General features: G+C 65.1%; 24 protein-coding genes. 7 read left to right on the top strand and 17 right to left on the bottom strand.

Annotated elements, in window-relative coordinates; all coding sequences use genetic code 11:
* Positions 1–37 precede the first annotated feature (37 nt).
* Positions 38–910 carry a thioredoxin gene (gene trxA / locus ABZE94_RS05700; protein ID WP_372874562.1) on the top strand — a complete coding sequence of 291 codons (873 nt, stop codon included), beginning with the start codon at positions 38–40 and terminating at the stop codon, positions 908–910.
* Positions 911–1,036: 126 nt separating this feature from the next.
* Here the strand turns inward: trxA and ABZE94_RS05695 are convergent, their stop codons facing one another.
* Positions 1,037–1,378 carry a hypothetical protein gene (locus ABZE94_RS05695; RefSeq protein ID WP_372874561.1) on the bottom strand — a complete coding sequence of 114 codons (342 nt, stop codon included), beginning with the start codon at positions 1,376–1,378 and terminating at the stop codon, positions 1,037–1,039.
* Positions 1,379–1,506: 128 nt separating this feature from the next.
* Here ABZE94_RS05695 and ABZE94_RS05690 point away from each other — a divergent pair, with 128 nt between their 5' ends.
* From ABZE94_RS05690 to ABZE94_RS05675, 4 genes are read left to right on the top strand one after another with little or no spacing between them, the layout of a single operon-like run.
* Positions 1,507–2,088 (top strand): DUF2796 domain-containing protein, encoded by a 582-nt coding sequence (locus ABZE94_RS05690; protein ID WP_372874560.1) that lies wholly within the window; start codon positions 1,507–1,509, stop codon positions 2,086–2,088.
* 45 nt (positions 2,089–2,133) lie between these two features.
* Positions 2,134–2,844 carry an ABC transporter ATP-binding protein gene (locus tag ABZE94_RS05685; RefSeq protein WP_372874559.1) on the top strand — a complete coding sequence of 237 codons (711 nt, stop codon included), beginning with the start codon at positions 2,134–2,136 and terminating at the stop codon, positions 2,842–2,844.
* A gap of 2 nt (positions 2,845–2,846) precedes the next feature.
* Positions 2,847–4,112: an ABC transporter permease gene (locus tag ABZE94_RS05680; RefSeq protein WP_372874558.1), complete on the top strand. Its 1,266-nt coding sequence runs from the start codon at positions 2,847–2,849 to the stop codon at positions 4,110–4,112.
* Between the two features lie 38 nt (positions 4,113–4,150).
* Positions 4,151–4,672 carry a DUF3299 domain-containing protein gene (locus ABZE94_RS05675; protein ID WP_372874557.1) on the top strand — a complete coding sequence of 174 codons (522 nt, stop codon included), beginning with the start codon at positions 4,151–4,153 and terminating at the stop codon, positions 4,670–4,672.
* Positions 4,673–4,879: 207 nt separating this feature from the next.
* On the opposite strand, the gene ABZE94_RS05670 is transcribed toward ABZE94_RS05675, so the two are convergent.
* From ABZE94_RS05670 to ABZE94_RS05645, 6 genes are all read right to left on the bottom strand, one after another.
* Positions 4,880–5,977 carry a hypothetical protein gene (locus ABZE94_RS05670; protein ID WP_372874556.1) on the bottom strand — a complete coding sequence of 366 codons (1,098 nt, stop codon included), beginning with the start codon at positions 5,975–5,977 and terminating at the stop codon, positions 4,880–4,882.
* A gap of 1 nt (position 5,978) precedes the next feature.
* On the bottom strand, positions 5,979–6,662 hold the full coding sequence (locus tag ABZE94_RS05665; protein ID WP_372874555.1) for an energy transducer TonB: 684 nt from the start codon (positions 6,660–6,662) through the stop codon (positions 5,979–5,981).
* Positions 6,662–7,072, bottom strand: coding sequence for an ExbD/TolR family protein (locus ABZE94_RS05660; RefSeq protein WP_372874554.1), 411 nt, complete (start codon positions 7,070–7,072; stop codon positions 6,662–6,664). The genes ABZE94_RS05665 and ABZE94_RS05660 overlap by 1 nt, the downstream gene beginning before the upstream one ends.
* A gap of 191 nt (positions 7,073–7,263) precedes the next feature.
* Positions 7,264–7,746, bottom strand: coding sequence for a MotA/TolQ/ExbB proton channel family protein (locus ABZE94_RS05655; protein ID WP_372874575.1), 483 nt, complete (start codon positions 7,744–7,746; stop codon positions 7,264–7,266).
* Between the two features lie 55 nt (positions 7,747–7,801).
* On the bottom strand, positions 7,802–9,151 hold the full coding sequence (locus tag ABZE94_RS05650; RefSeq protein WP_372874553.1) for a MotA/TolQ/ExbB proton channel family protein: 1,350 nt from the start codon (positions 9,149–9,151) through the stop codon (positions 7,802–7,804).
* Entirely contained in the window at positions 9,148–9,918 is a 771-nt protein-coding gene (locus tag ABZE94_RS05645; RefSeq protein ID WP_372874552.1) for a DUF3450 domain-containing protein, read from the bottom strand. The genes ABZE94_RS05650 and ABZE94_RS05645 overlap by 4 nt, the downstream gene beginning before the upstream one ends.
* Positions 9,919–10,440: 522 nt before the next feature.
* On the opposite strand from ABZE94_RS05645, the gene ABZE94_RS05640 reads away from it, so the two are divergent.
* Positions 10,441–11,127, top strand: a complete 687-nt coding sequence (locus ABZE94_RS05640; protein ID WP_372874551.1) for an OmpW family protein — start codon at positions 10,441–10,443, stop codon at positions 11,125–11,127.
* A 57-nt stretch (positions 11,128–11,184) separates the two neighbouring features.
* Here the strand turns inward: ABZE94_RS05640 and ABZE94_RS05635 are convergent, their stop codons facing one another.
* The 8 genes from ABZE94_RS05635 to ABZE94_RS05600 form a co-directional block, all read right to left on the bottom strand.
* Entirely contained in the window at positions 11,185–12,117 is a 933-nt protein-coding gene (locus ABZE94_RS05635) for an NAD-dependent epimerase/dehydratase family protein (protein ID WP_372874550.1), read from the bottom strand.
* The gene (locus ABZE94_RS05630; RefSeq protein ID WP_372874549.1) at positions 12,110–12,994 is read right to left on the bottom strand and encodes a sugar nucleotide-binding protein; all 885 of its coding nucleotides are present in this window, start codon (positions 12,992–12,994) and stop codon (positions 12,110–12,112) included. The genes ABZE94_RS05635 and ABZE94_RS05630 overlap by 8 nt, the downstream gene beginning before the upstream one ends.
* A gap of 333 nt (positions 12,995–13,327) precedes the next feature.
* Positions 13,328–14,383 carry an ABC transporter ATP-binding protein gene (locus ABZE94_RS05625; RefSeq protein ID WP_372874548.1) on the bottom strand — a complete coding sequence of 352 codons (1,056 nt, stop codon included), beginning with the start codon at positions 14,381–14,383 and terminating at the stop codon, positions 13,328–13,330.
* A 54-nt stretch (positions 14,384–14,437) separates the two neighbouring features.
* Positions 14,438–15,295 carry an ABC transporter permease gene (locus tag ABZE94_RS05620; RefSeq protein WP_372874547.1) on the bottom strand — a complete coding sequence of 286 codons (858 nt, stop codon included), beginning with the start codon at positions 15,293–15,295 and terminating at the stop codon, positions 14,438–14,440.
* Complete coding sequence (locus ABZE94_RS05615; protein ID WP_372874546.1) at positions 15,292–16,200, bottom strand: ABC transporter permease; 909 nt, start codon at positions 16,198–16,200, stop codon at positions 15,292–15,294. The genes ABZE94_RS05620 and ABZE94_RS05615 overlap by 4 nt, the downstream gene beginning before the upstream one ends.
* A 96-nt stretch (positions 16,201–16,296) precedes the next feature.
* The gene (locus ABZE94_RS05610) at positions 16,297–17,400 is read right to left on the bottom strand and encodes an extracellular solute-binding protein (protein ID WP_372874545.1); all 1,104 of its coding nucleotides are present in this window, start codon (positions 17,398–17,400) and stop codon (positions 16,297–16,299) included.
* 229 nt (positions 17,401–17,629) lie between these two features.
* Positions 17,630–19,093: an aldehyde dehydrogenase family protein gene (locus tag ABZE94_RS05605; RefSeq protein WP_372874544.1), complete on the bottom strand. Its 1,464-nt coding sequence runs from the start codon at positions 19,091–19,093 to the stop codon at positions 17,630–17,632.
* The gene (locus tag ABZE94_RS05600) at positions 19,087–20,727 is read right to left on the bottom strand and encodes a 5-guanidino-2-oxopentanoate decarboxylase (RefSeq protein WP_372874543.1); all 1,641 of its coding nucleotides are present in this window, start codon (positions 20,725–20,727) and stop codon (positions 19,087–19,089) included. Before ABZE94_RS05600 ends, ABZE94_RS05605 begins: the two co-directional genes overlap by 7 nt.
* Positions 20,728–20,921: 194 nt before the next feature.
* Here ABZE94_RS05600 and ABZE94_RS05595 point away from each other — a divergent pair, with 194 nt between their 5' ends.
* Positions 20,922–21,821: a LysR substrate-binding domain-containing protein gene (locus tag ABZE94_RS05595; protein WP_372874542.1), complete on the top strand. Its 900-nt coding sequence runs from the start codon at positions 20,922–20,924 to the stop codon at positions 21,819–21,821.
* 150 nt (positions 21,822–21,971) lie between these two features.
* Here the strand turns inward: ABZE94_RS05595 and ABZE94_RS05590 are convergent, their stop codons facing one another.
* Together ABZE94_RS05590 and ABZE94_RS05585 are read right to left on the bottom strand one after the other, a co-directional pair.
* Positions 21,972–22,475 (bottom strand): single-stranded DNA-binding protein, encoded by a 504-nt coding sequence (locus tag ABZE94_RS05590; RefSeq protein ID WP_372874541.1) that lies wholly within the window; start codon positions 22,473–22,475, stop codon positions 21,972–21,974.
* 18 nt (positions 22,476–22,493) lie between these two features.
* Positions 22,494–23,799: MFS transporter (locus ABZE94_RS05585; RefSeq protein WP_372874540.1), on the bottom strand; the 1,306-nt coding region annotated here is incomplete at its 5' end.

The following is a 23,799-nucleotide window of genomic DNA, read 5'->3' as shown; positions in this document are numbered from 1 at the left end:
GAAGCTATAGCCTTTCCATCGACCAAAAGCCCATCCCATGAGCGACATCCCTTATATTTTCGACGTATCCGGCAGCGCCCAATTCGAACAGTTGGTGATCGAGAACTCCTTCCACAAACCGGTGTTGGTGGACTTCTGGGCCGAATGGTGCGCGCCCTGCAAGGCCCTGATGCCACTGCTGGCGCAGATCACCGAGGGTTACCAGGGCGAACTGCTGCTGGCCAAGGTCAACTGCGACATCGAGCAGGACATAGTCGCGCGCTTCGGCATTCGCAGCCTGCCCACCGTGGTGCTGTTCAAGAACGGCCAGCCGGTCGACGGTTTCTCCGGCGCGCAGCCCGAATCGGCGATCCGCGAACTGCTCAAGCCCCACGTGGCCGAGCCGGCACCCGCCGCGGCCGACCCCATGCAGGCGGCCCAGGCTTTGTTCGCCGAGGGCCGCATCGGCGATGCCGAAGCCCTGCTCAAAGAAGTGCTGGCGGAAAATAACCAGCACGCCACGGCGCTGATCCTCTATGCCCGCTGCCTGGCCGAACGCGGCGAACTGGCTGAAGCCGAGGCCGCGCTGGATGCGGTGACCGGCGACGAACACCAGCAGGCCCTGGCCAGCGCCCGCGCGCAGCTGACCTTCCTCCGTCAGGCGGCGGACCTGCCGGACGTCGCCAGCCTGAAAACCCGTCTGGCGCAGAACGGCGCAGACGATGAAGCCGCCTACCAACTGGCGATCCAGCAGTTGGCCCGCCAGCAATACGAGCCGGCGCTGGCGGCCCTGCTGCAGCTGTTCACACGTAACCGCACCTACGCCGACGGCCTGCCGCACAAGACCCTGCTGCAGGTGTTCGACCTGCTCGGCAACGAAGACCCGCTGGTAACCGCCTACCGGCGCAAGCTGTATCAGGCGATCTATTGAGCTCAGAACGTAGGGCGGGTGCAACCCGCAGTGTTTTATCGCCACTTGCAGCCATGGCGGGTTTCACCCGCCCTACGGGTATGGCTGTTGGGCTGAGCACCGCGAAACTCCACATCGCCCCGCCTGCTAGCCGACCCAGTGATAGATAGGCGCATCCACCCCGGTTTCCATGCGCACCAAGGCGCTATGGCGCAAACGCACCAGCAGGCGCTTGCCCGCCGCCTCGCTGCCGGCCAAGGCGGCCAGTTGAGCGAGTAGCTGCGGCCCTTCGATCTGCCCGGCCTGGTGCAGCAGGTCCAGAGTCGTCTGCCACAGGGCATCGGTTGCCAAGGCTGCGGCGGCCGGCGGTGGCTCGCCGGCAGCGGCAGCAGGCGTGATGTGCTGCGCCAGTTGCGCCCAATCCTGCGCGTCCAGCTCCACTGTCAGATCCACCGGCCAGTCGCCGACCCGTCCACGGATTCGCACCATCTTGCTGCCCTCGAGTAATCGACAGGCATGCTCCCACGTCAGCCGCAGCTCGCCAAGCGGAGCTGGTCAGACCCATATAAAAGTTGTTATAACGTAACAAGTAAATTGAATCCCGACCGGAGATCACCATGCGTCGCCTGCTGCTTGCCCTGCCTTTTGCCCTGCTGCCCCTGGCCGTCGCCCAAGCCAACGAGCACAACCACGCTCATGCGAACGACCACGCCGAACACGGCAGCCTCGACGCCCACGAGCATGGCGCCGCCCGCCTCAATGTGGTGCTCGATGGCCAGGCCCTGGAGCTGGAGCTGGAAAGCCCGGCGATGAACCTGGTGGGTTTCGAACATGCCGCCGAGAGCGACGCCGACAAGGCCAAGGTCGCCGCCGCACGCAGCCAACTACAAGACCCGCAGGCCCTGTTCGGCCTGGCTGCCGGCAATTGCACAGTGAGCGAAACCGAGCTGGAAAGCGCATTGTTCGAAGAAGATGAAGAGCACAAGGAACATCACGACCACGATGAAGGCAGCGCGCACAGCGAAATCCATGCGCATTACCAGCTCGACTGCAAAAAGCCAGGTGAATTGAAACAATTGAACCTGGGCGAACTGTTCAAGCGCTTCCCCGCCACTGAGAAAATTCAGGTACAACTGATCGGCCCGAATGGCCAGCAAGGCGTGGAATTGACGCCGGCCAAGCCTTCCCTCAGTTTCTAAATTTTCGGAGTGCAGAACGGCTGGGGCAACCCAGCCGCTTACTTTATGAGCAATGCCCTGATCAGCCTGTCCAACCTCGGTTTCGCCTGGCCCGGCCAGGGGCAGCTGCTGGACATCCCCAGCTTCACCCTGGAGCGCGGCGAAAGCCTGTTTCTCAAGGGCCCCAGCGGCAGCGGCAAGACCACGCTGCTCGGCCTGCTCGGCGGAGTGCAAACGCCCAATCGCGGCAGCATCCGTCTGCTCGACCAGGAACTGAGCGCACTTTCGCCCAGCGCCCGCGACCGCTTTCGCGTCGACCACACCGGCTATATCTTCCAGCAGTTCAACCTGCTGCCGTTTCTCTCGGTGCGCGAGAACGTCGAGTTGCCCTGCCACTTCTCCAGGCTGCGCGCCAGCCGCGCCATCCAGCGCCACGGCAGCATCGACCAGGCCGCCGCCACCCTGCTCGCCCACCTCGGCCTGAAAGAGCCCACGCTGCTCGAGCGCCGCGCCGATGAACTGTCCATCGGCCAGCAACAGCGGGTCGCCGCCGCCCGCGCCCTGATCGGCCAGCCGGAACTGGTGATCGCCGACGAGCCGACTTCGGCACTGGACTTCGATGCCCGCGAGGCCTTCCTCCAGCTGTTGTTCGCCGAATGCCGCGAGGCCGGCGCCAGCCTGCTGTTCGTCAGTCACGATCAGAGCCTGGCGCGCCTGTTCGATCGCAGCCTGTCGCTGGCCGAACTCAATCGCGCCGCCACCCCGTCGGAGATCTGAAGGTGTACCTATTACGTCTGGCCCTGGCCAGCCTGGGCAACCGCCGCTTCACCGCGCTGCTCACGGTATTCGCCATCGCCCTTTCCGTTTGCCTGTTATTGGCCGTCGAGCGGGTACGCACCGAAGCCCGGGCCAGCTTCGCCAATACCATCAGCGGCACCGACCTGATCGTCGGCGCCCGCTCAGGCAGCGTCAACCTGCTGCTGTATTCGGTGTTTCGCATCGGCAACGCGACCAACAACATTCGCTGGGACAGCTTCCAGCGCTTCGCCGACCACCGCCAGGTCAAGTGGGCGATCCCCATCTCCCTTGGCGATTCGCACCGCGGCTACCGGGTAATGGGCACCAACCCGGCCTACTTCGAGCACTTCCGCTATGCCCGCAGCCAGCCGCTGCGGATCGGCCAGGGCCGCGCCTTTGTCGCCGACCCGTTCGAGGTGGTGCTCGGCGCGGAAGTGGCCAAGGCACTGGACTACCGCCTCGGCGAAGAGCTGGTACTGGCCCATGGCGTGGCCACCATCAGCCTGCTCAAGCATGACGACAAGCCCTTTCGCGTGGTCGGCATCCTCGAGCGCACCGGCACCCCCGTGGACCGCACCCTGCATATATCTCTGGCCGGAATGGAAGCACTGCATGTCGACTGGCAGAACGGCATGCCGGCCCGCGGCGCCGGGGTCGTCAGCGCCGAGCAGGCGCGCGCCCTGGATCTGCAGCCGACGGCGATTACCGCCTTTCTGTTGGGCCTCAACAGCAAGATCGCGACCTTCAGCCTGCAACGCGAAATCAATGACTTCCGTGGCGAGCCGCTGCTGGCGATCCTACCCGGCGTCGCCCTGCAGGAACTCTGGAGCCTGATGGGTACGGCGGAGAAAGCGCTGTTCGTGGTCTCGCTGTTCGTCGTGCTGACCGGGCTTATCGGCATGCTCACCGCGATTCTCACCAGCCTCAACGAGCGCCGCCGCGAGATGGCGATCCTGCGCTCGGTCGGCGCGCGGCCCTGGCATATCGCCAGCCTGCTGATCCTGGAGGCCTTCGCCCTGGCGTTGGCCGGCGTGCTGCTGGGCCTGGTATTGCTGTATCTGGGCATCGCCGGGGCGCAGGGCCATGTGCAGGCCAACTATGGCCTGTATCTGCCGCTTGACCTGCCAACGGCCTATGAGTGGACGCTGCTCGGCGCTATCCTGAGTGCCGCCCTGCTGATGGGCTGTGTCCCCGCCTGGCGTGCCTACCGGCAGTCGCTGGCCGATGGCCTGTCGATTCGTTTATAACGCCGCTTATGACGCTTTTTTCGATACGAGGTAGCACCATGCTCCGCCCCCTGCTCGCTGCTGTGCTTATCGCCCTGGCCGCGCCTTTATCGGCCGCCGAGGTACGCGAGCTGAGCTGGTCGGACATGGTCCCGGCCGATGCACCCGCGCAAGTGGTCGAACCCGCGCCCATCCATGACCTGTCGCAACTGGCCGACGCCCTGTCCGAGTCCGGCCCGGCCGCGGGGCAACAATCGCCCGCCGCGCCCGTGGTCAAGGAGCTGGACGGTCAGGCGGTGAAGCTGCCCGGTTATATAGTGCCGCTGGATGTGACCGACGAAGGCCGCGTCACCGAGTTCCTGCTGGTGCCCTACTTCGGCGCCTGCATCCATGTACCGCCACCGCCATCGAACCAGATCGTGCACGTCACCACCGAACTGGGCGTGCTGCTGGATGCGCTCTATCAGCCATTCTGGATCGAGGGCGCGCTGAAGGTCGAACAGAGCAGCAGCGAACTGGCCGAAGCCGGCTATCAGATGCAGGCGGACAAGATCTACGCCTACGAGCTGCCGGATACTTGAGCGCTTCGGCCCGTAGGGTGGGTTAGCGGCGCGGTACGCCGGCCGATCACCCGAATACGATCGTGGCGCGACGCGTAACCCACCAAGCGATCGACCGCGTTGCGCCGATGGTGGGTTACGCCGCGTCCCTGGTGGCGTGATGTCGGCCCCCGGTGTCAGGATAGGGGCTGCATGCGGCTAACCCACCCTACGCATTTGTGACCCATCCTAGCGCGTACTGGCCAGACGTTTTTCCCGCTCGAAACTCAGTTCGCTTTCCGCCCAGCGGCGCCAAGAGCGCACCTTGCTGCGTTCGGCACCGGCGCGCTCGGCCTTGGCCAAGGCGTCCAGGCCGGCTTGCCAACGGGCCTGTTCCATCTCCAGCTGGGCCAGGTTCAGCCAATGCTTGGCGCTGCCCGAACGCCCCGCCAGCTGGCGGTAGATCCGCGCCGCCGCAGCGCGCTCGCGGGCCTGCCACCAGAGCAGGGCCAGGCGCTCCTCGCGGGCAGCGGTACGCGCCAGCAGGCCCTGTTCGAGCAGGCCGGCGAGCAGCTTGGCGCCTTGCCAGGGTTGCTCGGCCGCGCTGGCCAGCAGCACCAGATTGTCCAGCTCGGCCTCATTGAAACGCAGGCCCTTGCTGTGTGCCGTACGCAGGGTGGCCAACGCCTTGTCGTGGCTACCACTCAGCTGCTGCAAGGCGGCCAGCTGGCGCCAGCCCTGGGCACGATCGGGCTGACGACCGAGCAACTGACGCTGCCAGCGCTCGGCGGCGGAATAACGCTTGAGGTCGGCATTCACCGCGACGAGAAACTGCAACCAGCTGTCAGCCGCCCGCGGATTGGCCTGCACATAGCGTTCGGCCAGCGGCAGCGCCTTAGCCGGCTGGCCCAGCCCCTGGTAGGCCTGCACCAGCATCTGCAGAACCTCTTCCCCGGCCGTCGCCTGCGGCGGCGCCAGCAGGCTGACGACCCGGGCGTAGCGACGCTCGACCAGGTTGAGCCGGGCCAGGTTGAGTTGCTCGCCGGCCTGCAACTCGGCGTCCAGCTTGCCGCTGCTCAACGCCTGGCCGAGCAGCTCGATGGCCTTGGCGTTGTGCCCTTCGGCCCAGGCCAGATAGCCGCGGCTGCGCCACAGCAAGGCTTGCTCCAGACTGCCCGGCTTGGCCTTGGCCGCATCCAGCGCGCGCCTCGCCGCGGCATAGTCGCCCTGCTGCTGAGCCTCCTGGGCCGCGTTCAGGGCACGAAACACACCCGGCTCGACGCTTTGCCCGGCAGCCTGCACGGCACCCGCCGTGCAGAGAATTACTAACAGCAATAAACGCTGCATCTCAGCGACCTCCCTCGAGACGGAAGTACAGGGTCTTCACCGCTTCGCGAGCCACCGCCAGACCACTCTCGGTACGCGGGGCAAAACGCCAGCGCACGGCGGCGCGCCGCGCTTCGCGCTCGAACACATTCTGCGGGCTGGCTTCGATCACCCGGATATTCTCCACCGCACCGGCGCGGCTGATGGTGAACGCCAGCTTGACGTGCCCTTCGATGCCACGCTGCAAGGCGTAGCGCGGATAGTCAGGACTGACATCGTTGAGCGGCATCACCTCGCTTTCCGGGCCGCCGGCCTGTCCAGCGGACTCGCTTGACGCCGGCGCGCTGGGCGCGGCGGCGCCGGCGCTCAGACCGCTGAGGCTCGGGGTCGGCGCACTGTTGACGGCGATGCCGCTACTCAGACTCGGCAATTGCAGGTCCAGCGCCGGCAGATTGGCACTTGCTGTGGCGGCGACCGGCGTGGGCGGTGTCGGCGGTTGTGGGGTTTGCGGTTGCGGTGGCTGCGGCGCCTGCTGACGAGTGCGCGTCGCGGTGTCGCTGGCATTGCCATCGAGGCGCACGAAGTTGGCCACCGTCACCGGCGTGTCCGAGGGCTGGCTACGCGGCGGCGCGACCATGTACAGCATCAAGGCGAACAGCGCCAAGGCCATCAGACAGGCGCCGAGAAAGGACAGCGGTACACGCATCAAAGCGCTCCCGAGGTGGCGGCCAGGGCGACATCCTGCACCCCGGCCAGACGCGCCTGATCCATCACCTGGACCACCAGGCCGGTACGCGCATCCTGATCGGCCTGCACCACCACCGCGCCGTCCGGCTGGTCGACGCGCATGCGCTCGACATGGGCGCGCACGCTGCGCACGTCGACGACTTTCTTGTCCATCCACACCTGACCGTCGGCGGTCACGGCGATGAGGATATTGCCCTTGTCCTGCGGGCTGGCAGTCTCCGCCTGGGGACGCTGCACTTCGACCCCGGACTCCGTGATAAAGGAGCTGGTGACGATAAAGAAGATCAGCATGATGAAGACCACGTCGAGCATCGGCGTCAGGTCGATGCCGGTGTCTTCGTCCTGCTGGTGGTGTCGGCGCATTCGCATGTTGGTTATCTCGGAGCTTGTGAAAATATTGAGCGCCGTCGCGAGGCCGCCTCCAGGCGTTCGCGGCAAGGCGCGCTAGTTGAAAAACGGGGGAGTTTAGTGAGCTAAATGACCCCGCTTTTCAATTAACGCAACGCCGCTGCGGGCGCTTGGAGGCGGCCGCAGCAGACGGGCAGTGTTTTCACAAGCTCTCACTCGTGACGCAGCTGGTCGGCCAGCCGCTCGAGGGCCCGGCGCGCATCGCGTTCGAGGCGTGCCAGGCTGAACAATCCGGTAATCGCCAGGACCATGCCGGCCATGGTCGGCAGGGTCGCCTGCCAGACGCCGGCGGCCATGCCGCGCGGGTTGCCGGTACCGTTGATGGCGAGCACGTCGAACACCGCGACCATGCCGCTGACGGTGCCGAGCAAGCCGAGCAGCGGGTACATCGCCACCAGGGTCTTGCTCAGCCGCAGCGGGCCGAGCAGGTGTTGCCGCGCCTGCGCCAGCCAGGCCGCACGCACCGCCCGTTGCCAGCTGCCGTTGTCGTCCTGCAGCAGCTGCCAGGCCTTGCGCCGCTCGCGCCCCCAGCGTGGGAAGACCCGGCGCACGTACCAGAAGCGCTCGAACACCAGGGTCCAGAACACCACGCAGAGCCCGGCCAGCGCCCACATCACCACACCACCGGCGCTCATGAAGTCGAGCAGCGCATAGCCGCTATCGACCAGACGCAGCCCCGAACCGAGCCAATCAGTCACGACGCGGCGCCCCGGACAGGTGCAGGGCGATCAAGCCGGCACTCTGCTGCTCGAGCAGCTGGATCAGGCCCTTGCTGCGACTGGCCAGCAGGCTGTGCAGGAACAGCAGCGGAATCGCCACCACCAGGCCCAGCACCGTGGTCACCAGGGCCTGGGAAATGCCGTCGGCCATCAGCCGCGAATCGCCACCACCGCCCTGGGTGATGGCCTGGAAAGTGACGATCATGCCGGTCACGGTGCCGAGCAGACCGAGCAACGGCGCCACCGCGCAGAGCAGCTTGAGCAGGCTCTGGCCCTTTTCCAGCGGCGGGGTTTCCTGCAAAATCGCCTCGTCGAGCTTCAGCTCCAGGGTCTCCAGATCGGCCAGCCGCGGCTGCGGCCCCAGCACGCCGATCACCCGGCCCAGCGGGTTATCGTCACGCGGCGCGCTCAGGTCATGCATCTGCGCGCTCACCCCACGTCCGACCCGGGCCAAATGCAGCATGCGCCAGCTGGCCAGAAGCAGACCCAGCACGCCCAGTGCGACTATCACCCAACCGACCAGGCCGCCCTGTTGCAGGCGATCCCACAGGGTCGGCTGGCGCTGCAGCTGGGCCAGCAAGGTACCGCGACTGGGATCGACCGGCAGGCTGGCAAGCGCTGCGTCACTCTGCAGGTAATCCTCGACCTGGCCCAATCCAGACGGCTGCCGCGGCGGCGCCAGCAACTCGCCAGCATCGGCGTCGTAACGCAGAAAGTCAGCGGCGGAAAACACCGAGAAGGTGCCGACACGCAGCACCGACTGCTCGCTGCGGTTGCCATCGGCGGCCACCACCGGCAATTGCAACTGCTCGACCCGGCCGCTGGCGGTCAGGTCTTCCAGCAGCAGCATCCAATAACCATCGAGATCCGCAGCGGACGGCAAGGTCCGGCTTTCGGCCAACGCCTTGAGGCGCTGCAAACGCTCGGGATACTGCGCATTGAGCAGGCTGTCCTGCCATTGCCCGGCGACATCGCCGGCGCTCTGGCGGACCACGCCAAACAACTCGCCGAGGTGACCGACACGCTGGGCGAGGAGTTTTTCCTGCTCGGCCAGCTCGGCCTCCTGGCGATCGAATTCGGCCTTCAGGCGTTCGGCCTGGGCCTTCTGGGTCTGCAAGGCCGCACGCGCGCCGGCGAGCAACTGCGCCCGCTCGCCACGCGCGGCAACAAACGCCTGCTCGCGACTGTGCATGGCCGAGACTTCGGCGGCGCGTTCGCTGCGAATGCGCTGCAGCAGTTGATCCGGGCTGAGCGCTGCGGCGGCAGCGGCAAGCGCCGGCAACAGCGCCAGGGTCAAGATGGCGAGAACACGACGGCTCATTGCTTGGCCTCCTGAGTCAGGGTTTGCACGGGGAGATCGAGCAGGGCCGGTGCCTGTTCCTGGCGAGCGATGGCGATGGCCTGATGCAACGGGCGCCGAGCACTGCCGTCGAGCGTTTCCCAGCTGCGCTTCTGCGGGTTCCACCAGCCACTCTCATGGCCGTCGAGGGTCTGGAAGTACAGCATCACCCGGCCGAGACGGAGAAACTCGACGCTGCGCGAACCGCCAGCAACCGGCAGCTCGCCACGCCAGGCCTCCAGGGTGCGACCGTAGTCGCTCTCGACCTGATAGGCCTCGAGGATGCGCCGGTACTTTTCCGCCAGGCTGACATCGGCACGCGGCAACAGCTCCTGCAGCTGCGCCAGACGCTCGCTGCGCTCATCCGGCAGGAACGGCAGGTCGGCGGCAATGAATTCGCCGAGCACCTCGACCATCCGGCGCATCTGTGGCGTCACCGCTTCCTGGGTGCGCTCGATGCCGTCCAGCTGCGCCTGGTAGCCCGCCAGCTCCTGGCGTTGAGCGACGACCAGCTCTTGCAGCTGCTGGTTGTAGCCTTTCAACGCCTCGGCCTGCTGCAAGGCATTGCGGTACTCAGCGAGCATCTCGCGACTGGCATCGTCGAGCCGCTCGATACGCGCCTGGGACGCCTTGGCGTCTGCGGCCAGGCGCTGACTCTCATCCAGCGCGGCATCCAGTGGCGCGGCCAGCGCCGGCGTGCTGCTCAGCACCAGAGCGACGGCCAGTGAACGCAGGGGGTACAGGTTCATACGCAGTGAATCCTCGAGCGACGGGCTTATCTTAAAAAGAAACATTATAACCTTTCTAAATATCAAGCTATTACAAGGCTGAGTGGCATTCGATGAACAGCTGCCGGCAGGCGCCTCGCCCCGGAGGGCATGAGCGAACTCTTGAAGATCTCCAGGCAGTAAAGATAACCATTATCAACTGCATCCGCATCATCCAGCAACACCCATGCCCGCCTCCTGCGCAAACTCTTGCGCCTAACAGCGGCAGACGCGCAGACAAGAACACTGTGGATCACAGTATGAGGAGATGGCGGCGATCGATCCGCACAAACACACCGGCCTGTGCGGCCAAATGCCACACGTGCCCCAGGCTGTGCCCCGCAAGCAACAGCGACGGGGCCTGCGCGCCATCGGAGAAAACCGATACGACGCCATGGCCTGTCGCCACCAGACCAATTCATTGAGCTGGGTCAAAACTCGATTTGCTTAGGCCCCTAACATTGCCACCAGCCCAACCAACTGATGACTCGACCGGAGCTCACTATGCGCAAGTCCCTGCTCGCTCTCTCCATCCTGGCCACCGCATTGGCCGCCCCCCTCGCCCACGCCTACCAGGCAGGTGACGTCATTGTTCGAGCCGGTGCAGCCACCGTCGATCCGCATGAAAGCAGCAGCGATATCTGGGTGGGTGCGCTGAACACCGACGTGGCCGGCACCGAGGCCACGCTGAACAGCGATACCCAGCTGGGCCTGACCGGCACCTATATGATCACCAGCCACATTGGCATCGACCTGCTCGCAGCCACCCCGTTTAGCCATGACGTCGGCGTGAAAGGCATGCCCGGAGCATTCGCTGGCCTGAATGGCAAGCTGGGTGAACTCAAGCACCTGCCGCCAACCCTGAGCGTCGTCTACTACCCGCTCGACGGTGCCTCGGCCTTCCAGCCCTATGCGGGGGTGGGCATCAACTACACCTGGTTCTTCGACGACAAGCTGAGCAGCGAAGCCGAAGGCAAGGGTTTCAGCGGCCTCGACATGAAAGACTCCTGGGGCCTCGCCGCCCAGCTGGGCATGGACTACATGCTGACCGACAACCTCTTGTTCAACGCTCACGTGCGCTACATCGACATCGACACCACCGGCACCACCTCCTTCGCTGGCGAGAAGGTCAAGGTCGATGTGGATGTAGATCCATACGTCTACATGGTCGGCCTCGGCTACAAGTTCTAAGGCAAACCGACTCCCATAAAAAAACCGGCTCAGCGCCGGTTTTTTTATGGGTACAGATCAGCCCTGGCTTAACAACCTGCGCAAGCCCGCACGCATGGAGGTCGCAGGTGGCAAACGGTAACTGGCTTGCAAGCGCTGATTATTTGCCCGCGAATGACGAATATCGCCGGGGCGCGCCGCCTGGTAGTCAACCGCCGGCAAGCCGCCACACAAACTGCCGATCTCGGTCAGCAGTTGGTTCAGGCTGACGGCCTGATTCCAGCCGACATTCACCGCCCCGACGACCACCTGCGGCATGTCCAGCGCCTGGGTCAGCAGCGCCAGCAGGTCGCCGACATAGAAGAAATCGCGGGTCTGCTCGCCATCACCGAACACGCGGATCGGCAAGCCTTGCTGCGCCCGCTGGGTGAAGATGCTGATCACCCCGGAATAGGGCGAGGAAGGGTCCTGGCGCGGACCGAAAATATTGAAGAAACGGAAAATCGCCGGTTCCAGGCCATGCTGACGGCGATAGAAGTCCAGGTAATGCTCACTGGCCAGCTTGTCCGCAGCGTAGGGCGTCAGTGGCGCCTTGGGCGTATCTTCGCCAATCGCCTGACCTTCGCCATTGTTGCCGTAGACCGCCGCACTCGAGGCGTAGACCACCCGCTTGACGCCGTGCAGACGCATGGCCTCGCAGACATTGAGGGTACCGACGAAGTTGCTCTGGTGAGTGCTCACCGGGTCGTCCACCGAGGCTTGCACCGAGGCCACCGCGGCCAGATGCACCACGGCCGCACAACCGGCCACGGCCTGACCGACCAGGAGCGCATCGGCCACATCGCCCTCGAGCAACTGCAGGCGCGGGTTGTCCAGCGGCAGGTTGGCGCGCTTGCCCATCGACAGATTGTCCAGCACGCGCACCGCATGGCCTTGGCTCAATAGTGCATCGACCAGGTGCGAACCGATAAAGCCGGCCCCCCCGGTAATCAGGATAGGTGCATCAGACATGACGGTAGTAACGGTCCAGTAGGCTCGGCAATGCCGAGCGCCAGGCGCGCGGCTTGATACCGAAGGTATGCAGAATTTTCTTGCAGGCCAGCACCGCGTGCTGCGGCTCCTCGGCGACATCCGGGCGCGCGGCATGGGCCTGCGCCGTGATCTCGTCGAGCAGGTTACTGCGGAAGTGACGCGCCTCGCTCAATACCGCCTGGCCCAATGCCAGCGAGGTGGTGGCTTCGTGGCCGCCATAGTGGAAGGTGCCCCATAACGGTGCCTGGCAATCGAGCTGCTTGAGCACCGCGAGGATCACCCGCGCGGCATCGTCGACCGGGGTCGGGTTGCCGCGCCGGTCATCCGCCAGCGCAATGCTTTCATCGCGCTCGGCACGCACCAGGAAACGCCCGAGCAGGCCGTCCGGACTGTCGTCCAGCAACCAGCCGAAGCGCAACAACACATGCCGCGGGCACAGCGCTCGCACGCTCTGCTCGAGACGCCACAAGGCCTGGCCACGCACGCCCAGGGGCACCGGCTCTTCCTTTTCGCTGTAGGCGGTCACCCGCGAACCATCGAACACCCGGTAGCTGGAGGGCTGCAGCAGGCGAATCTCGTGATGCTGACAAAGTTCGGCAAGCCGCTCGACCGCCTGCTCCTGGGCAGCAAGACGCGCCTCGCTCACCTCTTCGGCCTGGAACCAGTCGAAGTAGTAAGCAAGGTTGATCAAGGCATCGGGGCGGGTGTCGTCCAGCAACTGGGTCAGGCTGGCGCTGTCCCAGCCGGTTTCCGGCGGGCGCGGGGCGAGGAAACCGATGTCCTCCTCGGCGCCGAGACGGATCAGCGCTTGCCCCAAGGCATTGCCACCACCCAACAGTATTAGACGCATACGCATGGTGTCTCGCAACGGCCGATGCCGTCAGGTGACTTCAATGGGCAACCCGGCGTAACGATAGCCACGCCCCCCTGCCCATCACTCCTGACCCCCGACCACCGCCTCTCTCCCGGTTTGGCATTATCGAAATTGGACGCTGACATAGCGCCAAAGTGTCGCATTTTGCGGGTTTACGCGCACGCCGTCATTAGGCGCGCACGCTGCACCGCGCGACAGCAGGGGCAAAACCACCTACGACCTGGCGAAAGGCCCTCGCACGACGGATCCCGGGAGACAGGTTCATGCATCCTCCATTAGCTGGTAGCTGGCTGCCCGCGGCAAACTCACACACTCTCAGGCGGTCAGTACCCGACAGGCTTCGGCCGGGATGGTCACCGACACCGGGTTGCCTATGGCCAGGCCGATACCCTGGCAAGGCGTGCTCAGCGCAGTCAGCGAGACACCGGAACAATCGATGGTGGTTTCGATGGTCGCGCCACTGTCGCGCACGAAAGTCACGGTGCCCTGCAGACGATTGCCAGCGGTGGCCTGCGGCAGCGACAAGGTCAAGTCCTCCGGGCGCACCAGCATCTTGATACTGGTGCCGGCTTGAATGCTCTCGCAAATCGGCACCTGGATCGCCGCGCCGCCTGGCAGGCTCACCCGTCCGTTGCCCAGGGCGATCGCCGGGAAGATATTGCCGCTGCCGATGAAGTCGGCAACGAAGGCATTGGCCGGATTGCGGTAGATCTCGATCGGCGTGCCGACCTGCTGCACCCGGTGCTCACCGAGTACCACCACGATATCGGCCATGGTCATGGCCTCGCGCTGGTCATGGGTAACCAGGATGGTGGTGATATTCAGGCGCTGCTGCAATTGACGGATCTCCACCTGCATGGATTCGCGCAACTTGGCATCGAGGGCCGACAAGGGTTCGTCCAACAGCAGCAGCTTGGGCCGCGCGGCAATCGCCCGGGCAATCGCTACGCGCTGGCGTTGACCGCCAGACAGCTTGGCCACCGGCCGGTCGACCATCTCCTGCAACTGGATCAGCTGCAGCAGTTCGGTCACCCGCGCCTGCTGATCGACCTTGCTCACGCCACGCAAGCGCAGCGGATAGGCGATGTTCTCACCGACGGTCATGTGCGGAAACAGCGCCAGCGACTGGAACACCATGCCGAAGTTGCGCTGGTGCGCCGGGGTGTGGCCGATGTCCTGGCCGTCCAGGCGGATCTCCCCGTCGCTGAGGGTTTCCAGACCGGCGATCATGCGCAGCAGGGTGGTTTTGCCACAGCCCGAGGGGCCGAGAAAGCACACCAGCTTGCCCTCCGGCAGGTGTAGGTTGACGTCCGTCACGGCGCAGGCCGAGCCGTAGTGTTTTCCGACGTTATCTAGAACTAATCCGCTCATGCGGCACCTCGAATAAGCTATTGCCCGCAAGCCGCCAGGGCCTGCCCGGCTGAATTAAAAGGACACGCCACCTTCGCCGACCAGCTTCTCCAGCGCCCAGATCAGGGCGAAGTCGATCAGCACGATCAGCACGGCGAACGAGAAAACGGTCGGGTCGAGGGACGACACGGTGCGGCTGTACATCCAGATCGGCACGGTCATCACGTCGATGTTGTAGAGGAAGTAGGTCACGGTGAATTCATTGAACGAGATGATGAAGGCCAGCAGCATCCCCGCCAGAATCCCCGAGCGCATCAGCGGCACCACCACGTCGACGATCGCGCGCAGCGGCGAGGCGCCGAGCATTTTTGCGGCCTCCTCGACCTCGCTGCCGATCGACAGCATGGCCGCGGTGCAATTCCTCACCACGAACGGCAAGGCGAGGATCACATGGGCGATCACCAGCCGCGAGGTGTTGAGCTGAAACGGCAAACTGTCGAATATCAGCAACAGCGCCAGGCCCAGCACCACCATGGGAAATACCAGCGGCAGCGACATCAGCTGCAGCGCCGCCGCCTTGCCGCGGAACTCGCAGCGCACCAGCGCATAGGCGGCCGGCACCGCCACCAGGGTGGCGAACAGCATGCTCAGGGTGGCCACCAGCAGACTGGTGGTGAACGCCTGACCGAGGCTCAGCACGTCACTGGCGTCCGGCGAGACGAAGGTGTTCCAGGCCGCCTGGTACCACTGCAGGCTGTAGCTGGCCGGCGGGAAATCGAGGTTCGAGGCGCCGCTGAATGACATCACGATCATGGTCAGGATCGGCAACACCGCCAGCAGCAGGATGACCCCGGACAGGCCCATGGCGAAACGCCCGGTTTCACCTGGCAACGGGGCGGCACCACGAAACAGGCTCTTGAGTAGGTTGCTCATTGCGAAGCCTCGAGGATGCGCCGACGGCGGCCGGTGACGAATTCGGAGAAGGTCATGATCGCCAGCGTGGTGACGATCAGCACCACCCCGGCGGCTGAGGCGGCCGGCCAGTTCATCAGCGGGGCGATCTGGTCATGCACCATCACTGCGAGCATCGGCACCCGCCGGCCACCGAGGAGCAAGGGCACCACGAAGCTGCTGGCGTTGTAGGCGAACACCAGGGTGGCGCCGGTGATGATGCCTGGCAGGCTCATCGGCAACACCACCTGGCGGAACACCTGCATGCGGCTGGCGCCCAGAGTCGCGGCCGCCTCCTCGTAGCTGCGCGACACGCCGCGCATGGCGCTGGCGATCGGCAGCACCGCCAGCGGAAAGGCGGTCTGCACCAGGCCCATCAGCACGCCCGTCTGGTTGTAGAGCAGCATCACCGGTCGATCGATCAGGCCTAGGCCCAACAGCGCCTGGTTGAGCATCCCGCCCGGGCCGAGGATCACCAGCCAGCCGTAGCTTTGCAGCAGCAGGTTGACCAGCAAGGGCATCAGCACCGCGGCGAGGAACACCCGGCGCAACAGCGGCGACTGCAGGCGCGACATGCAGTAGCCGACCGGAATCGCCAGCAGCACCGCGATCAGCGCACTGACCAGGGCCAGACGCAGGGTCAGCAGCAGCGACTTGAGGTAATAGGGTTCGAGCAACTGGACGTAGCTGGCCAGGCTGAAACCGCTCCATTCCGCGCCCTTGGTGCCGACGCTCATGCGCAGCACCAGCAGGCTGGCGGCAATCAGCACACCGAGGAACAGCATCGACGGGGTCAGGAACAGCCAGGCCCGCGCCGAGGGGGAAATCGTCTTGGCCGGGCGCAGGGGCGCCACGCCGACCGGACGGGTCAGAGTTGAATGTGCCATTTCGCTTATCTCATCAGTACAGAAGGTTGCCGCGCACCGCGCAGAGGCTCGCAGGCCCGCTGCGCGGTGCTGTTGACGGCAGGTACCGTAGCTACATCAGGAAGAGAAGATTTCCGTGTAGCGGCGAATCCACTGGTCGTGCACGGTGGCCAGGAAGGCGTTGTCGTGCATGATCGCCTTCTCCGAGATCTGCTCGGGCGTGAGGATGTACGGGCTCTTGCGCGCCTCGGCGGAGATGATCGCCTTGGCGTTGACCGGGCCGTTGAAGATGTCTTCGGCCATCTTGCCCTGCACCAGCGGGTCGAGCGAGTGGTCGATGAAGGCGTAGGCCAGGTCGGTGTCGCCCGGACGGTGCTTGGGCATGACAGAGAGCATCAGGTCGGTGTAGAAGCCCTCTTTCATGCCGAAGGTGGCGCCCAGACCGTAGGACGGATCGCGGATCTGCTTGGGGAAGAAGGCCGGGGCATAGAGGCCGCCCATGTCCAGCGAGCCGGTGCGGAACAGTTCGGCGATCTGATTGGGGTTCTCGCCCAGGGTAATCACCCGGTCCTTGAGCTTCTCGAGCAGTTTGAAACCCGGCTCGACATTGTGCTCGTCACCGCCGGCCAGCTTGGCGGCGATGATGATCAGGTCCATGGCCTCGGTCCAGTTCGGTGGCGGCAGGAAGATGTTCGGCGCCATGTCCTTGTCCCACAGGGCTGCGTAGCTGTCCGGGGCCTCTTTCACGGTGCGGGTGCTGTAGATCAGGCTGTTGCACCACAGCAGGTAGCCGATGCCATGGCCGCCGGCGCCAGTCTGGTACTGCGCAGGCACGTCGCGCAGGTTGGGGATGCGGTTGAGGTCGGGCTTTTCCAGCAGCCCGGCGCTGGCCAGGCCTTCGGCGCCGACGCCGGCCAAAGTAATGATGTCGTATTGCGGACGATCACCGGCGGCCTTGAGCTTGGCGACCATCTCCGAGGTGCTGCCGGTGCGGTCGGCGATTACCTTGGCGCCGGTCTTGGCTTCGAAGGTCGCAGCGATATTGCGCAGCGCCGCCAGTCCGGTGTCGTCGGACCAGGTGAGCAGGCGCAGGGTCTTACCGTGAAACTTCATGTCGCCGGCACTGGCCTTGATGAAGGGAAAGGACAAAGCTGCGACAGCCACCGACGCGGCGCCCACCGTCTTGATGAATTTTCTTCTGCTGAAATCGTATTCGCTCATCGCTGTTTCCTCTTGTTTTTATTCGTCTTCGGGAGCTTGCGGCCTGGTTTCAGGCTGACGGCCGTGCCGTGCAATAAAACCGTTCAACCTGCCGTGACAGCCCAATTTCCTGGGCCGACGAAGCCATCCTGCGACGCACTCGACTGGCCAACAATCGATAAATTGTCATCGAAGCCATGCGCGAAACGCATGCCTCGCAAGCAGGTATGCGTGCGCCACAACCGCCCGATTAAAGGGCGCGAATCACATGTTTGATTTCCTGGAAGGCCTGCAGCCCCCAGGGCCCCAACTCACGCCCGATGCTGCTCTGTTTGTAGCCGCCCCAGGCCGCCTGCGGGAAGATCACCTGCGGTGCGTTGACCCACACCAGGCCTGCCTGCAAGGCATTGGCGACCCGTTCGGCGCGGCTCGCGTCGCCGCTGACCACGCTGGCCACCAGGCCAAACTCGCTGTCATTGGCCAGTTCGATGGCCTGCTCTTCCGTGCTGAAGCTACGCACACAGAGCACCGGCCCGAAGATCTCCTCACGCCACAGGGCGCTGTCCAGCGGCACCTCGGTAAACACCGTGGGCCGCAGGAAATAGCCACGCGTCAGCCCAGCTGGACGCTCACCTCCGCTTAACAAGCGCGCGCCGCCATCCAGGCCGTCTGCGATATGCCGACAAACTCGTTGATACTGGACCTGATTGACCAGAGCGCCCATCTCCACGCCTGCCTCAAACGGATCACCGACGCGGATCGCCTCGGCACGCACCTGCAACCGCGCCAGGAACTCCTCGGCCAGCTCATCGGCGACCAGCACCCGGCTGGTCGCCGAGCACATCTGCCCGGCGTTGAAGAAACCGCCGCCACAGGCCAACTCGACCGCCAGATCCAGGTCGGCATCGGCAAATACCAGCAGCGAGGACTTGCCACCCAGCTCCAGGCTGACGCCCTTGACCGTCTCGGCGGCGCGCTGCATGACCTGCACGCCCACCGTATTGCTGCCGGTGAACGACAGTTTGGCCACTCCCGGATGCGCCGCCAGTGGCGCCCCGACCGCCAGGCCGGTGCCGCAGACCAGGTTGAACACACCGGCCGGCAGGCCACTCGCGGCGATGATGTCGGCCAGCTCTAGCTCCGCCAACGGAGTCACCTCCGAGGGTTTCAACACCACAGTGCAGCCGGCCGCCAGCGCGGGAGCCAGCTTCCAGGCAGTGGTCACCATGGGGAAATTCCACGGCACGATCAGCCCCACCACGCCACAGGGCTCGCGGCGCAGGCGGGCGGCGAATTCGCTGCTCGGCAGCTCCACCGCGGCGTCCTGCTGACGCTCCAGCGCCTCGGCCAGCTCGGCGTAATAGGTGAAGGCGGCGATCACATCGTCGATGTCGATCGCCGCCTCGCTCAACGGCTTACCGTTGTTGCGTGATTGCAACTGGATCAGGCGCTCGCGGCGCACCTCGACGCCAGCAGCGATCCGTCGCAGGCAGGCGCCCCGCTCTACCCCGGAGCTGAGCCCCCAGGCCGGAAAAGCGTCACTCGCCGCGCGCACCGCCTGCTCGACCGCCTCGGCGTCGCCGCCGGCGACGCTCGCCAGCAGCTCTTCGGTGGCGGGATTGATCACCTTCAGGCTGTCGCCACCGCTCTGCCAGTGCCCGCCGATATACAGACCGGCGAGTGCGCCATTGTGCGGCGGGCGGCTGTTCAACATGCGGCCACCCCACTCATCCAGGCCTGCTGGTCGATTTCGATCAGGGTCGGCAACGGCGACTCGCTTGCCTGGCGCAAGGCCGCGCGTAACGCTTCGACGTCATTCGCCCGCCCCGCCGCACAGCCCAGCGCCTTGGCCGCAGCGACAAAGTCCGGGGTAAAGATATCCACACCCACCGGCTCGATATCGCGGTTGACCATGTACTTCTTGATTTCCTCGTAACCCTGGTTATTCCACAGCAGGACGATGATCGGCGCGCGCGCCTCCACCGCACTGGCCAGTTCGGCCAGGGTGAACTGCAGCCCGCCGTCGCCGATCAGGCACACCACAGGGCGCCGCTGCGCGCCTTCGCGGCTGTCTCCCAGCAGCGCACCTATGGCCGCCGGCAGGGCATAACCGAGGGTGCCGTAGCCGGTCGAGGAGTTGAACCAGCGCCGTGGCTGTTCCAGGTTCAGAGTCAGGTTGCCGGTGTATACCGGCTGGGTCGAATCACCGACCAGCACAGCGTCCGGCAGCACCTCCAGCACGGTTTGCAGGAAGCAGGTCTGCCCACGCATGGGCGCGTCCCAGGAGGCCTCAAGGGTCTCGCGCAGCCGCGCTGCCCGAGCACTGCCCCAGTCAGCCCCGCTTGATACCTGCACCAGCGGCTCGATAGCTGCCAGCAAAGCCGTCAGCGCCACGGCAGCGTCGGAGACCAGCGCCAGCGCCGGTGGATAGTTGCGTACCACCTGGTCCGGGTCGATGTCGATGCGCAGCAATGCGCCAGGAATCTCGAAGCCGCCGGCGAAGGTCACGTCATAATCGGTTTCGCCCAATTCGGTGCCGACCGCCAACACCACATCCGCCTCAGCCACCAGTTCACGGGTCGCCACGGTCGACTGGGTCGAACCGACCAGCAGCGGATGGCGCGAGGGCAACAAGCCCTTGGCATTGATGGTCAGCGCCACAGGCGCCTGTAGCCGCTCGGCCAGGCGGGCCAGCGCCGTCGCCGCATCTATCGCGCCGCCGCCGGCGAGGATCAATGGACGCTGGGCGCCAGCCAGCAGGCTGGCCATTTGCGCGATGGCGGCTGGGCTGGCGCCGGGCCTCGCCAGGGTAACCGGCTGGCTGGCCAGCAGTTGGTCGGCTGGCTCGACCAGCACGTCGAGCGGACTCTCGATATGCACCGGCCGCGGCCGCGCCGCCTGGAACACGGCAAAGGCGCGCGCCAGTACGGCCGGCAGCTCGGCGGCCGACAGCAGGGTGTGGGAGAAGGCGGAGAATCCGGCGACCAGATTGCTCTGCGACGGCAGCTCGTGCAGCTTGCCACGCCCACCGCCGAGCTGGCTGCGCGCCTGCACACTGGAAATCACCAGCATCGGGATCGAATCGGCATAGGCCTGGGCCATGGCCGTGGCGATATTGGTCATGCCTGGGCCGGTGATGATGAAGCACACTCCTGGCTTGCCGCTGGTGCGCGCGTAGCCGTCGGCCATGAAACCGGCGCCTTGTTCATGGCGCGGCGTGACATGCTCGATAGGCGAGCGGGCCAGCCCGCGGTAGAGCTCGACGGTATGCACGCCGGGAATGCCGAATACCCGCTCGACGCCGTAGCGCTCGAGCAACTTCACCAATACTTCGCCGCATGTCGCCATTTTCTTTTGTCCTGTTCGGTAGCTGAGGTCTACTGCACTCGCCGCATCGCGCGCCTTGGATTCAGCGGGTCGCTCGGATGCGTCGCAGATGCGCGAAAAAGTGCAGGCAAGGTTCAATTTGACCCCCTGCCCAATCACCGGACAATGCAAAATTTGTCATACTAGGCATGTCCTAACTGCATAGCTGAGCGCCCATGAAACGGCTCCCCCCCCTGCCTGCGCTGCATACCTTCGTGATTACCGCCCAGTGCTGCAACTTCACCCGTGCCGCCGAACTGCTGCACATCACCCAGGGTGCGGTAAGCCGGCAGATCGCCGGCCTGGAGAGCCACCTCGGTTACCCGCTGTTTCAGCGCCAGGCGCGCGGCCTGAGCCTGACCGCCCAAGGCCTCGAACTGTTTCCGCAGATCCAGCAGGCTCTCGACCTGATCGGCGAGGCAGTCGAACGAGTGGGCGCGCGGCGCGAAGCGCTGCGGTTAAAGGCACCGACATGCGTGATGCGCTGGTTGCTGCCACGGCTGATGCACTGGCAGGTCGAGCGGCCGGACGTGCCCGTGGAGTTGACCACTACGGTGCAGCACTCGGTGGATTTTCGCAGCGAAGAGTTCGACGCCGCCGTGGTGTTCGGCGGCCAGCCCGGCCCCGCTGTGGTGGCTCACCACCTGTTCGATGAGCTGCTCACCCCGGTCTGCTCGCAGCAACTGCTCGCCGGCCCGCAACCGCTCAGGCAGCCGGCCGACTTGGAGCGCCACACCCTGCTGCATCCCACCCGCGACCAGCGCGACTGGGAAGCCTGGCTGAAGGCCTCCGGCACCACAGTCAACAGCATCGGCAAGGGTCAGCACTTCGACACCTTGGATCTGGCCATGACGGTGGCCTCGCAGGGCCTCGGCGTGGCCATCGGCGACTGGTCGCTGATCGGCGAAGACCTGGCCGCCGGGCGCCTGGCCACCCCCTTCGAGCTGAAGGTGCGCACCGGCGATGCCTACTTCCTGGTCTACCCCGAACGCCCGGAACCCTCTGCGCAGTTAGCCGAACTGATCGACTGGCTGTTGCTACAGGCCGCCGCGCGCACCGCTCGGGCACCAGCCTGAGCGTCGAACCGAGGTCCGAACTCCTGCGCGGAATGACCAGGAACGCCCATCACTCCGGGACCAGCCACGCACAAAGAAAAACCCCCTGTAACTGAGTGAGAGCTACAGGGGGTTGATCTGAAACTTTACAGATAAGTCTAAGGTATTGCCTCAGAACGGGATGTCGTCGTCGAAACTGTCGAAATCCTGCGCCGGCTTGGCCTGCGGCTGCGGAGCCGGACGCGGCGCCTGCTGCTGTTCGCGTTGCGGCTCACGTTGCGGCGCCGGGCGCTGCTGACGCGAAGCCGAGTCGCCACCACCGGCGTTGTCTGGACGGCCGCCGAGCAGCTGCATGGTGCCCTGCATGTCGACGACGATCTCGGTGGTATAACGCTTGATGCCGTCTTTTTCCCACTCGCGGGTCTGCAGCTTGCCTTCGATATACACCTGCGAACCTTTGCGCAGGTACTCGCCGGCGATTTCGGCGACCTTGCCGAACAGCGAGACACGGTGCCACTCGGTCTTCTCGACCTTCTGCCCGGTCTGCTTGTCGGTCCACTGCTCGCTGGTGGCCAGGCTCAGGTTGGTGACCGCATTGCCGCTGGGCAGATAGCGCGTTTCCGGGTCCTGTCCGCAGGTACCGACCAGAATGACTTTGTTAACCCCACGGGCCATAACTTTCTCCTAGAGCTGTCAGCACGTCACCGGCGCCGCTTCGATCAGGCGCTCGAGGGACGTGCGATCCAATTGTTGGGTATCCACTTTGATATAGATGGCGGCTTCTTCACGCACCACCACGGCATCCGCCACTCCGGGCACTGCCTGTAAACGCTCGGCCAACCCCACTTCGTGCAATGCCGCTGCTGAAAGCGGCAAGCGCAGGCTGGTGACATAAGGCGGTTCGCGCATAGTAACAGCAAAGCCCAGCCAGAGAAGAGCCATGGCCGCGCAACCGAGGAACACCCCCGACAGGCTGTAATGCTGGTACAGCCAGCCACCGAGAATGCCGCCCAGGGCCGCGCCGAGAAACTGACTGGTCGAATACACCCCCATCGCCGTGCCCTTGCCGCCGGCAGGCGCAACCTTGCTGATCAGTGACGGCAGCGACGCCTCGAGCAGGTTGAACGCGGTGAAAAACACCACAGTGCCCAGCACCAGGGCGCGCAGGCTGCTGCCAAACTGCCAGAAGTACAGTTCGCAGGCCAGCAGCACCGCCACCGCACCGAGCAACACATGCTTCATGCGCCGCTGTTTCTCGCCATAGATGATGAACGGCAGCATGCCGAAGAAGCCGATCAGCAGCGCGGTCAGGTATACCCACCAGTGCTCTTCCTTGGGCAGCCCGCCCTGCTCCACCAGCGCCAGCGGCAAGGCGATGAAGCTGGCCATCAGAATCGCATGCAGGGCCAGGATGCCGAAGTCCAGGCGCAACAGATCGGCATGCTGCAAGGTCGGCAGCAACGCCTGGCGGGCGACGCCGGACTCGCGGTGCTGCAGCGGCCCGGCCGCACGCGGCACCACCCCGGCGACGATGACGATGCCGAGCAACGCCATGGCAGCGGTGGCCATGAACAAGCCGGACAAACCAAAGGCGCGGGTCAGCAGCGGACCGACCACCATGGCCACGGCGAAGGACAGGCCGATGCTCATGCCGATCATGGCCATGGCCTTGGTCCGGTGCTGTTCGCGGGTCAGATCGGAGAGCAGCGCCATCACAGCGGCGGAAATCGCCCCGGCGCCCTGCAGCACACGGCCGGCGACCACCCCCCAGATGGAGTCGGCATTGGCGGCCAGCAGACTGCCGGCGGCGAAAATCAGCAGCCCGGCATAGATCACCGGCCGCCGACCGATACGGTCACTGAGCATGCCGAAGGGTATCTGCAGCAACGCCTGGGTCAGGCCGTAGGCGCCGATGGCCAGGCCAATCAATGCCGGCGTACTGCCGCGCAGCTCCATGCCGTAGGTCGCCAGTACCGGCAGCACCATGAACATGCCGAGC

Origin of the sequence: Pseudomonas sp. (assembly GCF_041601375.1) — a bacterium.
Taxonomy (GTDB): Bacteria; Pseudomonadota; Gammaproteobacteria; order Pseudomonadales; family Pseudomonadaceae; genus Aquipseudomonas.
This window is presented reverse-complemented; position numbering and strand designations above follow the sequence as displayed.

Bases quoted from the DNA above. Each gene is read 5' to 3' on its own strand.
- trxA (WP_372874562.1), top strand. From the start codon at position 38: ATGAGCGACATCCCTTATATTTTCGACGTATCCGGCAGCGCCCAATTC.
- ABZE94_RS05695 (WP_372874561.1), bottom strand. From the start codon at position 1,378: ATGGTGCGAATCCGTGGACGGGTCGGCGACTGGCCGGTGGATCTGACA.
- ABZE94_RS05690 (WP_372874560.1), top strand. From the start codon at position 1,507: ATGCGTCGCCTGCTGCTTGCCCTGCCTTTTGCCCTGCTGCCCCTGGCC.
- ABZE94_RS05685 (WP_372874559.1), top strand. From the start codon at position 2,134: ATGAGCAATGCCCTGATCAGCCTGTCCAACCTCGGTTTCGCCTGGCCC.
- ABZE94_RS05675 (WP_372874557.1), top strand. From the start codon at position 4,151: ATGCTCCGCCCCCTGCTCGCTGCTGTGCTTATCGCCCTGGCCGCGCCT.
- ABZE94_RS05670 (WP_372874556.1), bottom strand. From the start codon at position 5,977: ATGCAGCGTTTATTGCTGTTAGTAATTCTCTGCACGGCGGGTGCCGTG.
- ABZE94_RS05665 (WP_372874555.1), bottom strand. From the start codon at position 6,662: ATGCGTGTACCGCTGTCCTTTCTCGGCGCCTGTCTGATGGCCTTGGCG.
- ABZE94_RS05660 (WP_372874554.1), bottom strand. From the start codon at position 7,072: ATGCGAATGCGCCGACACCACCAGCAGGACGAAGACACCGGCATCGAC.
- ABZE94_RS05655 (WP_372874575.1), bottom strand. From the start codon at position 7,746: ATGAGCGCCGGTGGTGTGGTGATGTGGGCGCTGGCCGGGCTCTGCGTG.
- ABZE94_RS05650 (WP_372874553.1), bottom strand. From the start codon at position 9,151: ATGAGCCGTCGTGTTCTCGCCATCTTGACCCTGGCGCTGTTGCCGGCG.
- ABZE94_RS05645 (WP_372874552.1), bottom strand. From the start codon at position 9,918: ATGAACCTGTACCCCCTGCGTTCACTGGCCGTCGCTCTGGTGCTGAGC.
- ABZE94_RS05640 (WP_372874551.1), top strand. From the start codon at position 10,441: ATGCGCAAGTCCCTGCTCGCTCTCTCCATCCTGGCCACCGCATTGGCC.
- ABZE94_RS05635 (WP_372874550.1), bottom strand. From the start codon at position 12,117: ATGTCTGATGCACCTATCCTGATTACCGGGGGGGCCGGCTTTATCGGT.
- ABZE94_RS05630 (WP_372874549.1), bottom strand. From the start codon at position 12,994: ATGCGTATGCGTCTAATACTGTTGGGTGGTGGCAATGCCTTGGGGCAA.
- ABZE94_RS05625 (WP_372874548.1), bottom strand. From the start codon at position 14,383: ATGAGCGGATTAGTTCTAGATAACGTCGGAAAACACTACGGCTCGGCC.
- ABZE94_RS05620 (WP_372874547.1), bottom strand. From the start codon at position 15,295: ATGAGCAACCTACTCAAGAGCCTGTTTCGTGGTGCCGCCCCGTTGCCA.
- ABZE94_RS05615 (WP_372874546.1), bottom strand. From the start codon at position 16,200: ATGGCACATTCAACTCTGACCCGTCCGGTCGGCGTGGCGCCCCTGCGC.
- ABZE94_RS05610 (WP_372874545.1), bottom strand. From the start codon at position 17,400: ATGAGCGAATACGATTTCAGCAGAAGAAAATTCATCAAGACGGTGGGC.
- ABZE94_RS05605 (WP_372874544.1), bottom strand. From the start codon at position 19,093: ATGTTGAACAGCCGCCCGCCGCACAATGGCGCACTCGCCGGTCTGTAT.
- ABZE94_RS05600 (WP_372874543.1), bottom strand. From the start codon at position 20,727: ATGGCGACATGCGGCGAAGTATTGGTGAAGTTGCTCGAGCGCTACGGC.
- ABZE94_RS05595 (WP_372874542.1), top strand. From the start codon at position 20,922: ATGAAACGGCTCCCCCCCCTGCCTGCGCTGCATACCTTCGTGATTACC.
- ABZE94_RS05590 (WP_372874541.1), bottom strand. From the start codon at position 22,475: ATGGCCCGTGGGGTTAACAAAGTCATTCTGGTCGGTACCTGCGGACAG.